The sequence below is a fragment of the Terriglobales bacterium genome (assembly GCA_035573675.1).
GTDB lineage: Bacteria > Acidobacteriota > Terriglobia > Terriglobales > Acidobacteriaceae > DATMAB01.
The window spans coordinates 1-17,917 of sequence record DATMAB010000009.1 but is presented as its reverse complement, the minus strand read 5'-3'; the positions used below and the strand labels follow the sequence as shown (position 1 = coordinate 17,917).

Annotated in this window: 14 protein-coding genes and 1 tRNA gene; 14 read left to right on the top strand and 1 reads right to left on the bottom strand. The window is 64.3% G+C overall.

The window, feature by feature from the left end:
* Positions 1 to 147 precede the first annotated feature (147 nt).
* The 13 genes from rpmG (at position 148) to pyk (ending at position 15,859) form a co-directional block, all read left to right on the top strand.
* Positions 148 to 297, top strand: a complete 150-nt coding sequence (rpmG, locus tag VNK82_02090; protein ID HXE89733.1) for a 50S ribosomal protein L33 — start codon at positions 148 to 150, stop codon at positions 295 to 297.
* 79 nt (positions 298 to 376) lie between these two features.
* Positions 377 to 452, top strand: a tRNA-Trp gene (locus VNK82_02085).
* A 79-nt stretch (positions 453 to 531) separates the two neighbouring features.
* Positions 532 to 789, top strand: coding sequence for a preprotein translocase subunit SecE (gene secE / locus VNK82_02080; protein HXE89732.1), 258 nt, complete (start codon positions 532 to 534; stop codon positions 787 to 789).
* Positions 790 to 814: 25 nt separating this feature from the next.
* Positions 815 to 1,483: a transcription termination/antitermination protein NusG gene (gene nusG / locus VNK82_02075; GenBank protein ID HXE89731.1), complete on the top strand. Its 669-nt coding sequence runs from the start codon at positions 815 to 817 to the stop codon at positions 1,481 to 1,483.
* A 106-nt stretch (positions 1,484 to 1,589) separates the two neighbouring features.
* Positions 1,590 to 2,024, top strand: coding sequence for a 50S ribosomal protein L11 (gene rplK, locus VNK82_02070; protein HXE89730.1), 435 nt, complete (start codon positions 1,590 to 1,592; stop codon positions 2,022 to 2,024).
* Positions 2,025 to 2,118: 94 nt separating this feature from the next.
* Complete coding sequence (gene rplA, locus VNK82_02065) at positions 2,119 to 2,826, top strand: 50S ribosomal protein L1 (GenBank protein HXE89729.1); 708 nt, start codon at positions 2,119 to 2,121, stop codon at positions 2,824 to 2,826.
* Positions 2,827 to 2,870: 44 nt separating this feature from the next.
* On the top strand, positions 2,871 to 3,401 hold the full coding sequence (gene rplJ, locus VNK82_02060; protein HXE89728.1) for a 50S ribosomal protein L10: 531 nt from the start codon (positions 2,871 to 2,873) through the stop codon (positions 3,399 to 3,401).
* A gap of 54 nt (positions 3,402 to 3,455) precedes the next feature.
* Positions 3,456 to 3,839, top strand: coding sequence for a 50S ribosomal protein L7/L12 (gene rplL, locus VNK82_02055; GenBank protein ID HXE89727.1), 384 nt, complete (start codon positions 3,456 to 3,458; stop codon positions 3,837 to 3,839).
* A 387-nt stretch (positions 3,840 to 4,226) separates the two neighbouring features.
* Positions 4,227 to 8,702: a DNA-directed RNA polymerase subunit beta gene (gene rpoB, locus VNK82_02050; GenBank protein ID HXE89726.1), complete on the top strand. Its 4,476-nt coding sequence runs from the start codon at positions 4,227 to 4,229 to the stop codon at positions 8,700 to 8,702.
* A 106-nt stretch (positions 8,703 to 8,808) separates the two neighbouring features.
* Positions 8,809 to 13,020: a DNA-directed RNA polymerase subunit beta' gene (gene rpoC, locus VNK82_02045; protein HXE89725.1), complete on the top strand. Its 4,212-nt coding sequence runs from the start codon at positions 8,809 to 8,811 to the stop codon at positions 13,018 to 13,020.
* Positions 13,021 to 13,054: 34 nt separating this feature from the next.
* A complete protein-coding gene (locus tag VNK82_02040) occupies positions 13,055 to 13,345 on the top strand; it encodes a hypothetical protein (GenBank protein ID HXE89724.1) in 291 nt (96 codons plus the stop codon).
* 151 nt (positions 13,346 to 13,496) lie between these two features.
* The gene (locus tag VNK82_02035) at positions 13,497 to 14,396 is read left to right on the top strand and encodes a YihY/virulence factor BrkB family protein (GenBank protein HXE89723.1); all 900 of its coding nucleotides are present in this window, start codon (positions 13,497 to 13,499) and stop codon (positions 14,394 to 14,396) included.
* Positions 14,393 to 15,859 (top strand): pyruvate kinase, encoded by a 1,467-nt coding sequence (gene pyk / locus VNK82_02030; protein HXE89722.1) that lies wholly within the window; start codon positions 14,393 to 14,395, stop codon positions 15,857 to 15,859. The genes VNK82_02035 and pyk overlap by 4 nt, the downstream gene beginning before the upstream one ends.
* A 44-nt stretch (positions 15,860 to 15,903) precedes the next feature.
* Here the strand turns inward: pyk and VNK82_02025 are convergent, their stop codons facing one another.
* A complete protein-coding gene (locus VNK82_02025) occupies positions 15,904 to 16,137 on the bottom strand; it encodes a hypothetical protein (protein ID HXE89721.1) in 234 nt (77 codons plus the stop codon).
* 659 nt (positions 16,138 to 16,796) lie between these two features.
* Here VNK82_02025 and VNK82_02020 point away from each other — a divergent pair.
* Positions 16,797 to 17,807: a hypothetical protein gene (locus VNK82_02020; GenBank protein ID HXE89720.1), complete on the top strand. Its 1,011-nt coding sequence runs from the start codon at positions 16,797 to 16,799 to the stop codon at positions 17,805 to 17,807.
* Positions 17,808 to 17,917 lie beyond the last annotated feature (110 nt).

The window sequence follows — 17,917 nt, the reverse complement described above, 5'->3', positions numbered from 1 at the left end:
AGATGGTGATGCCGGGGGACAACGTGAACCTGGAAGTGGAGCTGATCACGCCGGTGGCCCTGGAGAAGGGGCTCAGGTTCGCCATCCGCGAGGGCGGACGCACGGTGGGCGCCGGCACCCTGACGGAGATCCTGAAGTAGGGACGCTATGCGAGAGATCGTGACCTTGCAGTGCACGGTGTGCAAAGACCGGAACTATTCGACGACCAAGAACCGGAAGACGACCACGGACCGGCTGGAGTTCAGCAAGTTCTGTCGCAAGTGCCGTAAGCACACGCCGCACAAGGAAGCGAAGTAATTGCGGAATTGCCGAATTGCGGAATTCGGAGAATTGGAAATCCGGCAATCCGGCAATGGAACAATTCGGCAATCGGTTCAGGGGCGTAAGCTCAACGGTTAAACTGCCGGTCTCCAAAACCGGACTTGGGGGTTCGAATCCCTCCGCCCCTGCCAGGCCTTTTGAGGCGGCGGCGCCCGGCGGAAAAAACGTAAGGGCACAGGTGGCAGGACGCAGGAAGCAGGGAAAGACGAGATGGCGAAGTCGGAAGCGGTGCGGCTGATGGAAGAGAACGGGGCCGTCGGGAAGGTCAGGTCGTGGCCGGCGCGGATCAAGAGCTTCTACACCGATGTGCGCACGGAGATGAAGAAGGTCTCCACGCCGTCGCGTAAGGAAGTGCAGGCGACGACCATGGTGGTGATCATCGCGGTGTTCCTGTTCGGGGTGTACTTCTTCATCATCGACAGCATTCTGGGGCGGGCCATCGAGCGGTTGTTCCGGTCGTTCCAATAGGGGAAGGAAGCGGGCCCGGAGGGGCATGAACGAAGAGGACAAGATCGAGCAGGCGGAGAGCGCGGCCGAAGCCGCGGCCCCCAAAGGGACGGCGGAGGCGGAAGCGCCGCCGGCTGCGCCCGAGCGCCCGGCGAACCCGAACATGAAGTGGTACATCGTGCACACCTACAGCGGGTTCGAACGCAAGGTGAAGGAGTCGCTGGAGTCGCGGGTGAAGGCCTTCCACCTGGAGGGAAAAGTCGGCCGGGTGCTGATCCCCACCGAGCCGGTGACGGAAGTGCGCGGCGGAAAGAAGTACACCACCGAGCGCATGTTCTATCCGGGATACGTTCTGGTGGAGATGGACCTGACGGGTTTCCGCAGCGGCGGCGAGGGCGACCAGGTGTGGCACATGGTCAAGGCGACGCCGCGGGTGACCGGTTTCCTGGGCACGGCCACCGAGCCGACCCCGCTTTCCGAAGACGAAGTGAACCAGATCGTCTACCGGGTGGAGACCGGCCGGGAGAAGCCCAAGCTCAAGGTGCGGTTCGAGAAGAACGAGACCGTCAAGATCATCGAAGGACCGTTCGCCAGCTTCACCGGCGTGGTGGACGAGGTGAACGAGGACCGGGAGACGCTGAAGGTGATGGTCACCATCTTCGGGCGGTCGACGCCGGTGGAGTTGGAGTTCGGGCAAGTCGAGAAGAGTGGCTAGTGGTCAGTGGCGAGTGGACTGAGGGGCTAAAGCCCCAGAACGTTGGGAAGTCGTACGGCGCGGCTGAGGCGGCGCCCTTTCAAAGAAGCAGAAAAAAAGGCAAAACATGGCGGCGAAGAAAGTCACAGGAAGCGTGAAGCTGCAGATTCCGGCAGGGAAGGCGACGCCGGCGCCTCCGGTGGGGCCGGCGCTGGGGCAGGCGCAGGTCAACATCATGGAGTTCTGCAAGCAGTTCAACGCGCGCACGAGCGCCAAGGAACTGGACGGGCTGATCATCCCGGTGGTGATCACCGTGTACAACGACCGCTCGTTCACGTTCATCACCAAGACGCCGCCGGCAGCGGTGTTGCTGAAGCGGGCGGCGGGCATCGCCAAGGGTTCGGGCACGCCCAACAAGGAGAAGGTGGGCAAGGTGACCGAGAAACAGGTGGAGGAGATCGCGCGGCAGAAGATGCCGGACCTGAACGCGGCCTCGATCGAGAGCGCCATCAAGTCGATCAAGGGCACGGCGCGGAGCATGGGGATCGAAGTGGTCGCGTGAGTGCGGAAGTGCGGAACTGCGGAATCGCGAAATTGAAGTCGCAAACACTACGGCCCGCCGGAGATGAGGCGGAGCGGTGGGAGACAGGGAAGAGATGAGGAAAGCGGGAAAGAACATCACCAAGGCGAGGGCGGCGGTGGAGAAGCGTCCCTACACACTGGAGGACGCGGTGCCGCTGCTGCAGAGGGTACGCTACGCCAAGTTCGACGAGACGGTGGAAGTGACCATGCGGCTGGGGGTGGATCCCAAGCATGCTGACCAGATGGTGCGGGGCACGGTGGTGCTGCCGCACGGCCTGGGGAAGTCGAAGAAGGTGCTGGTCATCGCCAGCGGCGAGAAGGTGAAGGAGGCCGAGCAGGCGGGGGCCGACTTCGTGGGGGGCGAGGAGATGGTGGAGAAGATCCAGAAAGAGAACTGGATCGACTACGACGCGGTGATCGCCACCCCGGACATGATGAAGGCGGTGGGGCGGCTGGGGAAGATCCTGGGACCGCGGGGCCTGATGCCCAATCCCAAGACGGGCACGGTGAGCTTCGACGTGGCCAAGGCGGTAGCCGAGATCAAGGCCGGCAAGGTTGAGTTCCGCACCGACAAGACGGCGCTGGTGCATGTGCCGGTGGGCAAGATCAGCTTCGCGCCGGAAAAGCTGGTGGAGAACGCGGCCACGGTGATCTCGAGCGTGATCAAGGCCAAGCCGGCGACCGCCAAGGGCAAGTACATCAAGGGCGTGACCCTGTCGTCGACCATGGGTCCGGGGATTGCCATCGACACCAGCGCGGCCGAGGCGGCAGCGAAAGCGTAGTGATCGAGTTTCAAGTTTCGAGTTTCGAGCAAGGACATAGAGAGATGGCGGTTACGAAAGCGCGAAAAGTCGAGCAGGTCGAGAAGCTGAGCGCGGAGCTGGCGCGGGCCAGCCACATGATCGTGGGGACGTTCTCCAAGCTCAAGGTGTCGCAGGATTTCGAGCTGCGCAAGAGCGTGCGCGCGGCCGGGGCGCGCTACCGGGTAGTGAAGAACACGCTGGCGGAGCGGGCGGCGCAGGGAACCCGGGTGGAACCGGTGATGAAGGATCTGACCGGGGTGACTTCGATCGCCTACACCGAGGGCGATCCGGTGGCGCTGGCCAAGGCCCTGGCCAAGTACGCCAAGGACAACCCGGAATACAGCTTCAAGGCGGCGGTGGTCGAAGGCCGCGTGATGTCGGTGGCGGAGATCGAGGCCCTGGCGACCATGCCGTCACGGGAGGAGATCTTCTCCAAGCTCCTGTTCCTGATGAACGCGCCGGCACAGCGGCTGGTGACGGCGATGAACGCCGTGGGCCGGAACCTGGCGGTGGTGGTGAACCAGGGCGTCCAGGAAAAGAAATTTGCGGAATGAATCACTGAATCATCGAGTCATTGAAAATCTTCAACCAAGGCGGAGACAAAAGAAATGGCTGATTTGCAGCAGTTGGAAGAACAGATCGTAGGGCTGTCGCTGCTGGACGCGGCGCAGCTGGTGAAGCGCCTGGAGGAGCGGCTGGGCGTCTCAGCGGCGGCCGCCGCGCCGGTGGTGATGGCGGGCGGCGGAGCGGCGGCGGCGGGCGCGCCGGCGGCGGAGGAGAAGACGGAATTCACCGTCGTCCTCAAGGACGTGGGCGCGAACAAGATCAACGTCATCAAGGCGGTGCGCGAAGTCACCAGCCTGGGCCTGAAGGAGGCCAAGGACCTGGTGGACGGCGCCCCCAAGACGGTGAAGGAAGGCGTCTCCAAGGAAGAGGCGGAGAACATCAAGAAGAAATTTGCCGAGGCCGGCGCCACCGTGGAAGTGAAGTAGGGACTTCGACGGGCAGACCGGGGGCGTCGAGTTGTGGCGGTTGCGGGAACGTTAGTTCCGCGCGCCCACTTTCTTCCGGCCCCTCGGCTGCGCTCGGGCTCGGGAGCGCGAGCGCGCTCGGAACGACAGCATCGGCCGGAGTCGGCGGCACGACTGAAGTCGCGCTCCTCCGAACGAAGGTTTTTCAGCAGAAGGTTGAGACGTACAGGCTTCGAACTGGCGCGGCAAGCAACAATTCAGGCCATGGCAAGTGCCGCCAACGGCGCTCACGGGGAGGTCTTTCTTCGCGGGCGCTGCCGCGCTTTCTGAGGATGGAGGACCGGGCGTAGCGGCGCCGGGTCCTCGAAGCCGCCCTGGGCAAGGCCCGGGGCAGGCAGGGAGCAAGGGATGTCGAACAAGAACAGCAAGGTAGTGCGCGGGCGGCTGGATTTCGCCAAGATCCCGGCCGCTCTCCAGATCCCCAATCTGATCGAAGTGCAGAAGCGCAGCTATGACCGCTTTCTGCAGATGGACCGGCTGCCGGCGGAGCGCGAGGACACGGGCCTGCAGGCGGTGTTCCAGTCGGTGTTCCCCATCACCGACTTCCGCAACGTGTCGCAACTGGATTTTGTGGACTACGCCATCGGGAACTGGGAGTGCAAGTGCGGCCACCTGAAGGGGCTGCACCACCTGCGCACCACGTGCAAGAACTGCGGCTCGACGGTGATCACCGACCCGTTCCACCCCGGGGATGTGCTGTGCGCGAAGTGCGGCACGTACAACGCCAACACGCCCGATTTCTGCGGCAAGTGCGGCGACCCGGTGGGCATGCAGCTCAAGTACGACGTGGTGGAGTGCGAAGAGCGGGGCATGACCTACAGCGCGCCGCTGAAGGTCACCATCCGCCTGACCATCTTCGAGAAGGATCCGGAGACGGGCGAGCGCTCGATCCGCGACATCAAGGAACAGGAAGTGTTCTTCGGCGATGTGCCCCTGATGACCTCGAACGGAACCTTCGTCATCAACGGGACCGAGCGAGTGATCGTGAGCCAGTTGCACCGCTCGCCGGGCGTGTTCTTCGAGACCGCCAACAACCGGACCTACTTTTTGGGAAAGATCATCCCCTACCGCGGGTCGTGGGTGGAGTTCGAATACGACCTGAAGAACGTGCTGTATGTGCGCATCGACCGCAAGCGGAAGTTCCTGGGCACCATCTTCCTGCGGGCGCTGGGGCTGCGCACGGATGAGGACATCCTGCGCACGTTCTACACCGTGGACCGCATCGCGCTGCGCGACAAGAAGCTGTTCTGGCAGGTGGAGCCGACGGGCGAAAAGCCGACGCACCTGGTGGGAGCGCGGCCGGCGCACCGGGTGACGTCGAAGTCGGGCGACGAGATCGTGCATTCGGGGCGCAAGATCAACGCCAGCGCGCTCAAGGAACTGCAGAAGGCGAAGATCGGAGAGGTCGAGGTCGAAGCCACGGAGCTGGAGGGCGCCTGGACGGTGGCCGACGTGGTGGACACCTCGAGCGGCGAAGTCCTGCTGGAAGCCAACTCCGAAATCACCAGCGACAAGCTGCTGAAGCTGATGGACGCCGGGGTGACCGAACTGCAGGTGTTTTTCCCGGAGCGCGACGAGGTGGGGGTGATGATCAGCCACACCCTGCGCAAGGACTCGGTGAAGACGCCGCAGGAAGCGCTGATCGAGATCTACCGCAAGCTGCGGCCGGGCGATCCGCCCACGCTGGATACGGCGACCTCGCTGTTCCACGGCATGTTCTTCGACCCGCGCAAGTACGATTTTTCGCGGGTGGGCCGGCTGAAGTTCAACATCAAGCTGTTCGACAACGCCGAAGCCACGAACCTGGACAACCGGACGCTGGAGCCCGAGGACTTCTACGCCACCATCCGCTACCTGCTGAAGCTGCGGCGGAACCTGGGGACGGTGGACGACATCGACCACCTGGGCAACCGGCGCGTGCGCGCGGTCGGCGAGCTGCTGGAGAACCAGTTCCGCATCGGGCTGGTGCGCATGGAGCGCGCCATCAAGGAAAAGATGAGCGTGTACCAGGAGATGTCGACGGCCATGCCGCACGACCTGGTGAACGCCAAGCCGGTGATGGCGGCCATCCGCGAGTTCTTCGGATCGAGCCAGCTCTCGCAGTTCATGGACCAGACCAACCCGCTGTCAGAGATCACCCACAAGCGGCGGCTCTCGGCGCTGGGTCCGGGCGGGCTTTCGCGCGAGCGCGCCGGGTTCGAAGTGCGCGACGTGCACCCGACGCACTACGGGCGCATCTGCCCCATCGAGACGCCGGAGGGCCCGAACATCGGCCTGATTTCGTCACTGAGCTGCTACGCCCGCATCAACGACTACGGGTTCATCGAGTCGCCCTATCGCAAGGTGAAGAACGGCAAGGTGCTGGACTACGTGACCATCATCAACGCCGGCGACAGCGACTACAAGGTGGGCGAGCACGTGGAGAAGCGCGAAGCCGACCGAACCAACGCCGAGCTGAAGGAGAAACGGCGGCGGCAGGCGGAGTACGAGCCGTATTCCTTCTATCTCTCGGCGTGGGAGGAGGACCGGCACGTCATCGCGCAGGCGAACGTGGAGCTGGATGAGCACGGCCGCCTGACGCAGGAGCTGGTGAACGCGCGCAAGGCGGGGAACTTCGTGCTGGTGCAGCGCGACGAGGTGGACTACGTGGACGTCAGCCCGAAGCAACTGGTATCGGTGGCGGCGTCGCTGGTGCCCTTCCTGGAGCACGATGACGCCAACCGCGCGCTGATGGGCGCCAACATGCAACGGCAGTCGGTGCCGCTGCTGCGGGCGGAAGCGCCGCTGGTGGGCACGGGCATGGAGGGCGTGACGGCGCGCGATTCGGGCGCGGTGGTGCTGGCGCGGCGCGCGGGCATCGTCGATTCGGTGGACTCCGAGCGCATCATCGTGCGCGTGGAGGGCGAGCACCATCCCGGGCAGCTCTCGCGCGAAGTGGGTTCGGACATCTACCAGCTCACCAAGTTCAAGCGCTCCAACCAGAACACCTGCATCAACCAGAAGCCGGTGGTGAAGAAAGGCGAGCGCGTGGAGAAGGGCACGGTCATCGCCGACGGCCCCTGCACCGACCGCGGCGAACTGGCGCTGGGGCGCAATGTCCTGGTGGCCTTCATGCCGTGGCGCGGATACAACTTCGAGGACGCCATCCTGGTGAGCGAGAAGCTGGTCCGCGAGGACTACTACACGTCGGTGCACATCGAGGAGTTCGAGATCGAAGCGCGCGACACCAAGCTGGGACCGGAGGAGATCACGCGCGACATCCCGAACGTGAGCGAATCGGCGCTGCGCGACCTGGATGAGAGCGGCGTGATCCGCATCGGGGCGACGGTGAAGCCGGGCGACATCCTGGTGGGCAAAGTGACGCCCAAGGGCGAGACCCAGCTCACCCCGGAAGAGAAACTGCTGCGCGCCATCTTCGGCGAGAAAGCCGGGGACGTGCGCGACGCATCGCTGACCTGCCCGCCGGGCATCGAGGGCACGGTAGTGGACGTGAAAATCTTCTCCCGCAAAGGGCAGGAGAAGGACGAGCGTGCCAAGGCCATCGAGGCGGCGCAGATCGAGAAGCTGGAGAAGAACCTGGCGGACGAGATCCGCATTCTGACCGACGAGCGGCTGAAGCGGCTGGAAGCGGTGCTGGGCGGCAAGGAAGTCCAGGCGGACCTGCACGACGAGCGCACCAACAAGCGGCTGCTGACGAAAGGCACCATTCTCGATCGCGACACCATCGAGCGCATCGCGACGCGGAACCTGAAGCGTATCAAGTTCGCCGACAAGGATCCGCGGGTGAACGAGCAGATCGATGAGATCGAGGAGATGACGTCGCGGCAGATCGACGTGCTGCGCAAGATCATGCGGGAGCGGGAAGAGAAACTGCGCAAGGGCGATGAGCTGCCGCCGGGCGTCATCAAGCTGGTGAAGGTGTACATCGCCATGAAGCGCAAGCTGAGCGTGGGCGACAAGATGGCCGGCCGCCACGGGAACAAGGGCGTGATCGCGCGCATCCTGCCGGAAGAGGACATGCCGTACCTGGCTGACGGGACGCCGGTGGAGATCGTGCTCAACCCGCTGGGCGTGCCCAGCCGCATGAACGTGGGGCAGATCCTGGAGACGCATCTGGGCTGGGCGGCGCACGAGCTGGGCGGGCGCATCCGCAGGCTGATGGAGGAGAACTCGAAGGCGGAAGCGGTGCGGCGCGAGCTGAAACAGATCTTCAAGGGCAGCGCGTTCCTGGACGCCATTGCGGAGATGGACGACGACGAGCTGGAAGCGCTGGCCGCGAGCATGACGCGGGGCGTGTTCTTCTCCTCGCCGGTGTTCGACGGCGCGCGCGAGACGGAGATCAAGTCGCTGCTGAAGGAGGCGGGGCTGCCGGAATCGGGGAAGGTGGAACTGTACGACGGCATGACCGGCAACAAGTTCGAACAGCCGGTCACGGTGGGCTACATCTACATGCTCAAGCTGTCGCACCTGGTGGACGACAAGATCCACGCGCGCTCCATCGGGCCGTATTCGCTGATCACGCAGCAGCCGCTGGGCGGCAAGGCGCAGTTCGGCGGGCAGCGCTTCGGCGAGATGGAGGTGTGGGCGCTGGAGGCGTACGGGGCGGCCTACATCCTGCAGGAACTGCTGACGGCGAAGTCCGACGACGTGTACGGCCGCACCAAGATCTACGAGGCCATCGTCAAGGGCGAGGCGGCCATCGAGCCGGGCGTGCCGGAGTCGTTCAACGTGCTCATCCGCGAATTACAGTCGCTGTGTCTGGACGTGGAGCTGCTGAAGATGCACAACGGCCGCAAGGCGCCCGCACCGGCTGCCGCAGACTAGAGAGTGACCGCGCCGCCCGGAGCGCTCCCTCCGGGCGGGCCGCAGGACCAGGGAACGGGGAGCCGCAGCGCGGCGGGCGTGATCGCCGCAGGAAGCAGAGGACCACTTGTTCCGCTCGAATCCGTACGACATCGGACACATGACCGCCGACTTCGACGCCATCCGCATCAGCCTGGCCTCGCCGGAGAAGATCCGGAGCTGGTCGCACGGCGAGGTGACCAAGCCGGAGACGATCAATTACCGCACCTTCAAGCCGGAGCGGGACGGGCTGTTCTGCGCCCGCATCTTCGGCCCGGTGACCGACTGGGAATGTTTGTGCGGCAAGTACAAGCGCATGAAGCACCGCGGGGTGATCTGCGACAAGTGCGGCGTGGAGGTGACGCTCTCCAAGGTGCGCCGCGAGCGCCTGGGCCACATCGAGCTGGCCTCGCCCTGCTCACACGTGTGGTTCTTCAAGGGACTTCCCAGCCGCATCGGGCACCTGCTGGATATCTCCCTGCGCGATTTGGAGTCGGTGCTGTACTTCGAGGCTTACGTGGTGGTGGAGGCGGGTGACGCCCCGGTGAAGGAAAAGGAAGTGCTGCGCGAGGAGCAGCGCTACCGCGAACTGGACCAGCAGTACCGTCCCACGGGCTTCAAGGCCATGATGGGCGCCGAGGCGATCAAAGAGCTGCTCAAGCGGGTGGACGTGGAGGAGCTTTCCACCGAACTGCGCGACAAGATGAAGCACGAGTCGTCGCTGCAGAAGCGCCTGAAGCACGCCAAGCGTCTGAAAGTGGTGGAGGCCTTCCGCAAGAGCGGCAACCGGCCGCAGTGGATGATCCTGGATGTGATCCCGGTGATCCCGCCGGAGCTGCGCCCGCTGGTGCCCCTGGACGGCGGGCGGTTCGCCACCAGCGACCTGAACGACCTCTACCGGCGCGTCATCAACCGCAACAACCGGCTGAAGAAGCTGATGGACCTGCACGCGCCGGAAGTGATCGTGCGCAACGAGAAGCGCATGCTGCAGGAGGCGGTGGACGCGCTGTTCGATAACGGCCGCCGCGGCCGCGTGTTGCGCGGCGCCAACAACCGCCCGCTCAAGTCGCTTTCGGACACACTCAAGGGCAAGCAGGGCCGCTTCCGCCAGAACCTGCTGGGCAAGCGCGTGGATTACAGCGGCCGTTCTGTGATTGTGGTGGGGCCGGAGCTGAAGCTGCACCAGTGCGGCCTGCCCAAGAAAATGGCGCTGGAGCTGTTCAAGCCCTTCATCTACCACCGGCTGGAACAGACCGGCCATTGCACCACCATCAAGCAAGCGAAGGAACTGGTGGAGATGCAGGAGTCAGTGGTCTGGGACATCCTGGAGGAGGTCATCAAGGACCACCCGGTGCTGCTCAACCGCGCGCCCACGCTGCACCGCCTGGGCATCCAGGCGTTCGAGCCCGTGTTGGTGGAGGGCAAGGCGATCAAGATCCACCCGCTGGTGTGCACCGCGTTCAACGCCGATTTCGACGGCGACCAGATGGCGGTGCACATCCCGCTCTCGCCGGAGGCGCAGGTGGAGGCGAGTGTGCTCATGCTCTCCTCGCACAACATCCTGTCGCCGGCGTCGGGCCAGCCCATCACTGTGCCGACGCAGGACATGGTGCTCGGCCTCTACTACCTGACCAAGGCCAAGCCGGGGGCCAAGGGCGAAGGCCGGGCGTTTGCGAATATCGACGAGGTGCTGCTGGCTCTGGAGGCGGGCGAGGTGGAAACCCTCACGCCCATCCGGCTGCGCTACACCGGGCCGGTGCTCGACCTGACCACCGCCTACGACGACCAGGACGTGCTGCACACCGAGCCGGTGCAATACGAGCGGCAGTACATCAAGACCACGGTCGGCCGGGCCATCCTGAACGACCATCTGCCCAGGGAAGCGAACGGCACGCCGAGGATGCCCTTCATCAACGGCCTGTTGAAGAAGAAGGGCATCGGGCAACTGGTGAACTACTGCTACCTGCGCTTCGGTTTGGAGACCACGGTGAAGATGCTGGATGAGATCAAGGAGCTCGGGTTCCTGTACGCCACCCGGGCCGGCCTTTCCATCGGCATCGACGACATGGTGATTCCGGAGCACAAGGCGAAGCTGGTGAGCGAGGCGCAGAAGCAGGTGATCGGCGTCCAGCAGCAGTACCTGGACGGCGCCATCACCAACGGCGAGCGCTACAACAAGGTCATCGAGATCTGGTCGGCGATCACGGAGAAAGTGGCCGACGAGATGTTCTCGGTGATGCAGGACCAGGACCGCTCCGGCCAGATCAACCCGATTTACATCATGGCGGATTCCGGGGCCCGGGGTTCGAAGCAGCAGATCCGGCAGCTCTCCGGCATGCGCGGGCTGATGGCCAAGCCTTCGGGCGAGATCATCGAGACGCCCATCACGGCGAACTTCCGCGAAGGACTGACCGTGCTGCAGTACTTCATCTCGACGCACGGCGCGCGCAAAGGCCTGGCGGACACGGCGCTGAAAACGGCCGACTCCGGCTACCTGACGCGGCGCCTGGTGGACGTGGCCCAGGACGTGATCGTCAGCGAAGTGGATTGCGGCACGCTGGACGGCATCTACGTGGGCTCGATCGTCGAGTCCGGCGAAATCATCGAGCCCCTGCGCGACCGCATCGTAGGCCGGGTCTCGCTGGAGAAGATCAAGGACTACGAAGGCAACGTCATCGTGGACGTGAACCAGGAGATCACCGAGGAGCTGGCCGGCAACATTCAGGCCGCGGGCATCGAGAAGGTGAAGATCCGCTCGGTGCTGACCTGCGAGTCCAAGCGGGGCGTGTGCGTGATGTGCTACGGGCGCAATCTGGCGGGCGGCCGCCTGGTGGAGCTGGGCGAGGCCGTGGGCGTGATTGCGGCGCAGTCCATCGGCGAGCCCGGCACGCAGCTCACCATGCGCACCTTCCACATCGGCGGCACGGCGTCGCGGGTATCGGAGCAGTCGCGCCTGGAGGCCAAGAACAACGGCATCGTGCGCTTCCAGAACCTGCAGGCCGTGCGCTCCAAGGACGGCACCCTGGTGGTGATGAACCGCACCGGCTCCATCACCATCGTGGACGAGAAGGGCCGCGAGAAGGAGCGCTACTCGGTGGTGTACGGCGCCAAGGTCAAGGTGGAGGACAACCAGGAGGTCACGCTCGGCCAGGTGCTGGTGGAGTGGGATCCCTACACCTTCTCCATCCTGACGGAGATCGGCGGCGCCGTCCAATACAAGGACCTGGAAGAGGGCCTCACCCTGCACGAGGAAGTCGACGAAGTCACCGGCCTCTCGCGCCACGTGGTGACCGACACCCAGGATGAGAAGCGCCAGCCGGCGGTGATCATCAAGGGCAAGACGGCCAAGCGCTACCTGATGCCGTCGCGCGCCCACCTGATGGTGGCCGAAGGCGACACGGTGTATCCGGGCGACGTGCTGGCCAAGATCCCGCGCGAAACCACCAAGACCAAGGACATCACCGGCGGTCTGCCGCGGGTGGTGGAACTGTTCGAGGCCCGCAAGCCGCGCGAGACGGCGGTGATCAGCGAGATCGACGGCGTGGTGAAGTTCGGCGAGATCAGCAAAGGCACGCGCAAGGTGTACGTGATCAACGAGAACGGAACCCAGAAGGAGTACTCGCTCCCGCGCGGCGTGCACGTGAACGTGCAGGAGGGCGAGCGCGTACGGGCCGGCGAGCCGCTGATGGACGGCCCGCTCAACCCGCATGACATCCTGGCGGTGCTGGGCGAGAAGGAGCTGCAGGCCTACCTGGTGAACGAGATTCAGGAGGTCTACCGGCTGCAGGGCGTCACCATCAGCGACAAGCACATCGAAGTGATCGTGCGTCAGATGATGCGCTGGGTGAAGGTGGAGGACGTGGGCGACACCCAGTTCCTGCTGGACCAGCAGGTGGACAAGTTCCGCTTCCGCGAGGAGAACGAGCGGGTGATCGCTTCCGGCGGCCGCCCGGCGACGGGACGTCCGTTGCTGCTGGGCATCACCAAGGCGTCGCTCTCGACCGAGTCCTTCATCTCGGCCGCCTCCTTCCAGGAGACCACGCGGGTACTCACCGAAGCCTCCATTCAGGGCGCGGTGGACCACCTGCGGGGCCTGAAGGAGAACGTGATTGTGGGACGCTTGATTCCCGCGGGCACCGGGATGGAGTATTATCGCAACGTCCGCCTGTCGCCCGAACTGGAAGAGGCGGCGGCCAAGGTGCAGGAGGAAGTCTCGGCCGCGTATGAAGAGGCGGAACGCGCCCTCGAGTTGTTGCGCCAGGAGGGCGATGGTGAAGGGGAAGAGCTAGCGGCAGAGTAAGCCGAAAGTTGCAGTCGCCTTGCAAGCAGGCGGCATGCCGGGACCCGGGGCCAAACTTCGCAGGATACGGCAGCGCCTCGGCCTCACCATGCGTGAGGTCGAGGCCGCCAGCCGTTTGGTGGCAAAGCGGCGCAAGTCGACACGCTACCTGGTGCTGGCCAGCCGGCTGTCCGACATCGAGAATTACAACTCCGTCCCCACTATCTACCGTCTCTATTCCCTGGCCGTCATCTACAGCCAGAGTTTGCCCCGCCTGCTCTCCTGGTACGGAGTGGCCCCGGCACAGGTGGCCGCCGACCGTCGGTGGGTCGCGAGCAAGCGATAACGACCGGGCTTTCTCGTTCGATTCCGCTCAGCCCGTTTTGCGTCCCGGCCCGCGGCCCGAAGCGGCGCAGGATTGCGCCTTCCGGGCGCGGCCAAGTAAGCTAACGGCCACCGCCGGCGCGGCCCGGGACGCCGGATCCGCCGAAGGGCATATGCTGAAATTCCTGGACGAGATGCGGCGGGCCTTCTGGCGCGCCTTCGAGGACAACTGTTTCGCCATCGCCAAGGCCTCGGCCTACTCCTCGATCCTGGCGCTGTTTCCGGCCCTGCTGCTGGTGGCCTCGGTGCTGGCCGCCTCCCGCAAGACCGAGGCTTTCCTGCGCGAGATCGCCTTCGCCGTGGGCCGGGTGCTGCCGCCAGGCGCCGCGGCCACCGCACGCCACCTGGTGGAGACGGCTGCGCCGCAGCCCATGCTGCCCCTGATCACGGGCAGCGTCTTCACGCTGCTGGCCGCTACCGGCATCATGATCTCCTGGATGGAAGGCTTCCGCAACGCCTACCGGCTGCCCAAGATCTGGGGATTCTGGAAGGAACGGGCCATCGCCCTGCTGCTGGTGGTGCTGGCGCTCATCCCCCTGAGCCTGGCCACCATGCTGGTGGGCTTCGGGGCACAGATCGAGACCTGGATGGTGCTGCACAGCACCAAGCAGTTGGGCGCGGTCATTTTTCTGTTGTTCACGGGCCTGCGCTGGCTGATCGCGATCCTCACCTCCATCGCCGTGATCGCGCTCATCTACCACCACGGGGTGCCGCGTACCCAGCCCTGGCACCGGGTGCTGCCGGGGGCGGTGGTGGCCACGTTCCTCTGGCTGCTTACTACGGCGCTGTTCGCCTGGTACGTAAAGACCTTCGCCGTCTATAGCGTAGTGTACGGCTCGCTGGGTGCGGCCATCGCGCTGCTGGTGTGGATGTACCTGGTGTCCATCGTCATCCTGGTGGGCGCGGAGTTCAACGCCCGACGCTATCCGCGGACCATCGGCGACCGGCGGCACGCGCCGCGGCCGCAACCGGCCAGAGAAGAGGCCGCCGCGCTGCAGCAAACACGCTCATGAGAAAAGCCAAGATCGTGTGCACCGTGGGTCCGGCGAGCGCGTCGGAAACCGTGCTGCGCGAGCTGGTGCGCGCCGGCATGGATGTGGCGCGGCTGAACTTCTCGCACGGCTCGCATGAAGAGCACGCCGCGCGCATCCGCCTGCTGCGCGCCGTGGCGGAAAAAGAAAATCGGACGCTGTGCATCCTCCAGGACCTGCAGGGGCCGAAGATCCGCACCGGGCGCCTGAAGAACCACAGGCCGGTGGTGCTGCGCGACGGAGTGCGCCTCACCCTCACCCCGCGCGACCTGGCCGGGACAGCGAAGCTCATCCCCACCACGTTCCCCACGCTGGCGCGCGAAGTGCGCCCGGGAGCGCGCATCCTGCTGGCCGACGGCCTGATCGAGCTGCGCGTGGTCGCCGTGCACGGCGCCGACGTGGAGTGCGAGGTGGTGAACGGCGGCCTGCTGGGCGAGCATAAGGGCATCAACCTGCCGGGGACGCCGCTGCGTGTGCCCTCACTCACGAACAAGGACCTGGACGACCTGGCCTTCGGCCTGCGCCACGGCGTGGACATGGTAGCGGTGTCGTTCGTGCGTTCCGCGCGCGACGTCAACGAAGCCAAGCGGCGCATCGCCGAGCGCGGCTCCGACGTCCCGGTGATCGCCAAGCTGGAAAAGCCGCAGGCCATCCGCCACCTGGAGGAGATCCTGGAGGCGGCCGACGGCGTCATGGTGGCGCGCGGCGATCTGGGCGTGGAGATGCCGGCCGAGCAGGTGCCGGTGATCCAGAAGCACATCATCAAGCGGGCGGCCGCGTGGCGCAAGCCGGTGATCACGGCCACGCAGATGCTCGAGTCCATGATCGAGCACCCGCGGCCCACGCGCGCCGAAGCCAGCGACGTGGCCAACGCCATCTTCGACGGCACCGATGCCGTGATGCTCTCCGCCGAGACCGCTTCCGGCAAGTACCCGCGCGAAGCGGTGCTGATGATGGCCCGGATCATCCATGAGGCCGAAAGCCACATGGGGGAAACCGGGTTGCGGCGCCGGCGCGAGGAAACCGGCCTCTCCATCGCGGAGACCATCTGCGAATCCGTGGCCCACGCCGCGCACAACATGGAGATGCGCGCCATCGCCGTGTTCACCGAGACCGGCAACACCGCGCGCCTGATTTCCAAGTACCGGCCCAAGCCGCGCATCTTTGCCTTTACCGCCAGCCCCGAGGTGCGCAACCGGCTGAACCTGCTGTGGGGCGTGCGGCCCATGTACTCGGAGAAAGCGCCCACTTCGGACGACATGGTACGTGTGGCCGAACAGGCGCTGGTGGCCGCGGGCGTGGCCCGAAAAGGCGACGTCGTGGGCGTGGTGGCCGGGACGACGATGGCCTCGGGCTCCACGAACTTCATGCGGTTACATGTGGTGGGGAGTTTGCCGGGAATGGCGACGCCAACGGCCAAGCGGAAACGCAAGCGGCGCCGCTAATCAGGAAGGTCGATGAGCGGTGGGAGGGAGTTGATCGAATTGCGTCAGTGCACCCAGGGTCCGCGGTGCTCGCCGTTGCCCTTGCCCGGGGGCGGAGCTTCGGAATCTTCTTCGCGCGCCTGCCGGCGCTCGTAGTCACGCATGTACACCTCGAACTGGCGGGCGGCGCGGCGCCGCTTCCAGCGATGCCACGCGTTGCGCAAACCGTACCAACCTTCACTGAGCCCGCCGCCCACGCGGCCGCAGGAACGCAAGCTCGGGTGGTCCTGCCCGAGCATCCATGGGTGTCCTTGACTTCAGGGTTGCCGGGGGGGGGTATGATTGTGGAGCATTTGGGGCCCGCCTTGGCAGCTGCGTCGCTGCCTATCTCAGACAACTTCAACCGCCAGGAGGAAAAAGATGCGACACCCGTATCTTTCTAACCGGTTCACAATCCTTTGGGGCATTGCGATTTCTCTAGTGCTCCTGGCCACCAAGCCAGCCGAAGCAGGGTGTCTTGGCAGAATTTGTGTGGACACCGGCACGGCAGCCTGCGCCGACGGTTCCTGCGAGAAATACCGGTGCTTCTCTGATGCCGCGAAGGTACGCTGCACAGCGTATTCCACGAGTTGCACGTGCACGAACGGTGAGCAGCACACGATTAGCCAGTGCTCAGAATCAGGGTGCGGGGGTGCCTCGGCAAACTGCAAGCGAGGCCGATCTGTTGCGGCAGCGATCGGAAAGACAAAGCGATTCACGGTACGATCGAAGGCTGCGGACCCTTTGCTTCTCCGCGATCCAGTCGACACTTCCAGCAGGCAGTGGGCGCCCACCCAACCTCGTGCGTCTTCGAGTGTGGCTGGCGGCTTCGACTGAGCTTCCCTGCTAGCTACGGTGGATGTTGTTGATTTCCGGTCGGCTGTTAAGGCAGCCGACCGCCCTTCATGGAGGACAAGTCATGTCGCGCTTAATTTTTGGTATCGCTTTGATTCTTGTCTCCACGGGGCTCGCGGAAGAGCCCATTAAACTGGAGGCTACCAAGACTACGGAAGTATCCGGTGGTTTCATTCCTCCGTTTGGAATTATTGGCACTCCCAAGTGTGATGGTAAGGGCGATATTTATATCTTGGCGCAACCCGCGCGACGCAAGCCTCCACACAATGTGATTATGAGGATTGCCGCCGATGGAACTGCTGCAAAGAGCTTAGAGCCAGAGACTAGTGGTGAACTTCGAGGTGGCTTTGTCCGTGACTTCACGGTTTCATTAACCGGCGAGGTATTCGCGCTTGTCGAGCTTGGCAAGAGCGGAAGACCTGAAGTCTACGTTGCGCAGTTTAGCAAGGAGGGAAACTACTCAGGCAAGACAAGGCTTGAAGTGGATGAGCGGCTGATTCCGGCACAAATCGCAGCACTTCCAGAAGGGGGATTCCTCATATCAGGGACGCTGGAACCTGAGAATGACCAAGCCGAAGGCCCATACGAGCCATTCACGGGATTGTTTGATGACGACGGCAGCCTTATCTCCAGGCTAGACTTGGCTGGCGAGCGGACGGAAAGGACAGAAGAGTCGCCACTCAAACTTGCGATTGAGACTGGTTCTGTAGCTGCCGGAGAAGACGGGAACCTATACTTAATGCGTCGCCTTTCCAACCCAGTGATTCATGTAGTTGCGGGAAGTGGCACGACTGTTCGCAAGTTCCAGGTCGCACATCCGTCCGGGAATTTCGAGCCTATCCTCATGATGTCGAGGGCTGGTAGGTTACTGGTTTCTTTTCAAAGCGTTGACAAAAAGGCACGCCAGCCGTTGCAGATCTTTCGCATTGTTGATCCTCAAAGTGGCATGTCAATCAGGGAGTACTTGAGGACACATGAGCTGCAAGGGGCTTTGGTTTGCTATACGGGCGAATCGGTAACCTTTCTCACCCGCACAAAAGGCAAGCTCGTGCTCTTGAGCGCGGAAGTTCGCTGACCCCGGCCATCAGTGCACCCAGGGTCCGCGGTGCTCGCCGTTGCCCTTGCCCGGGGGCGGAGCTTCGGAATCTTCTTCGCGCGCCTGCCGGCGCTCGTAGTCACGCATGT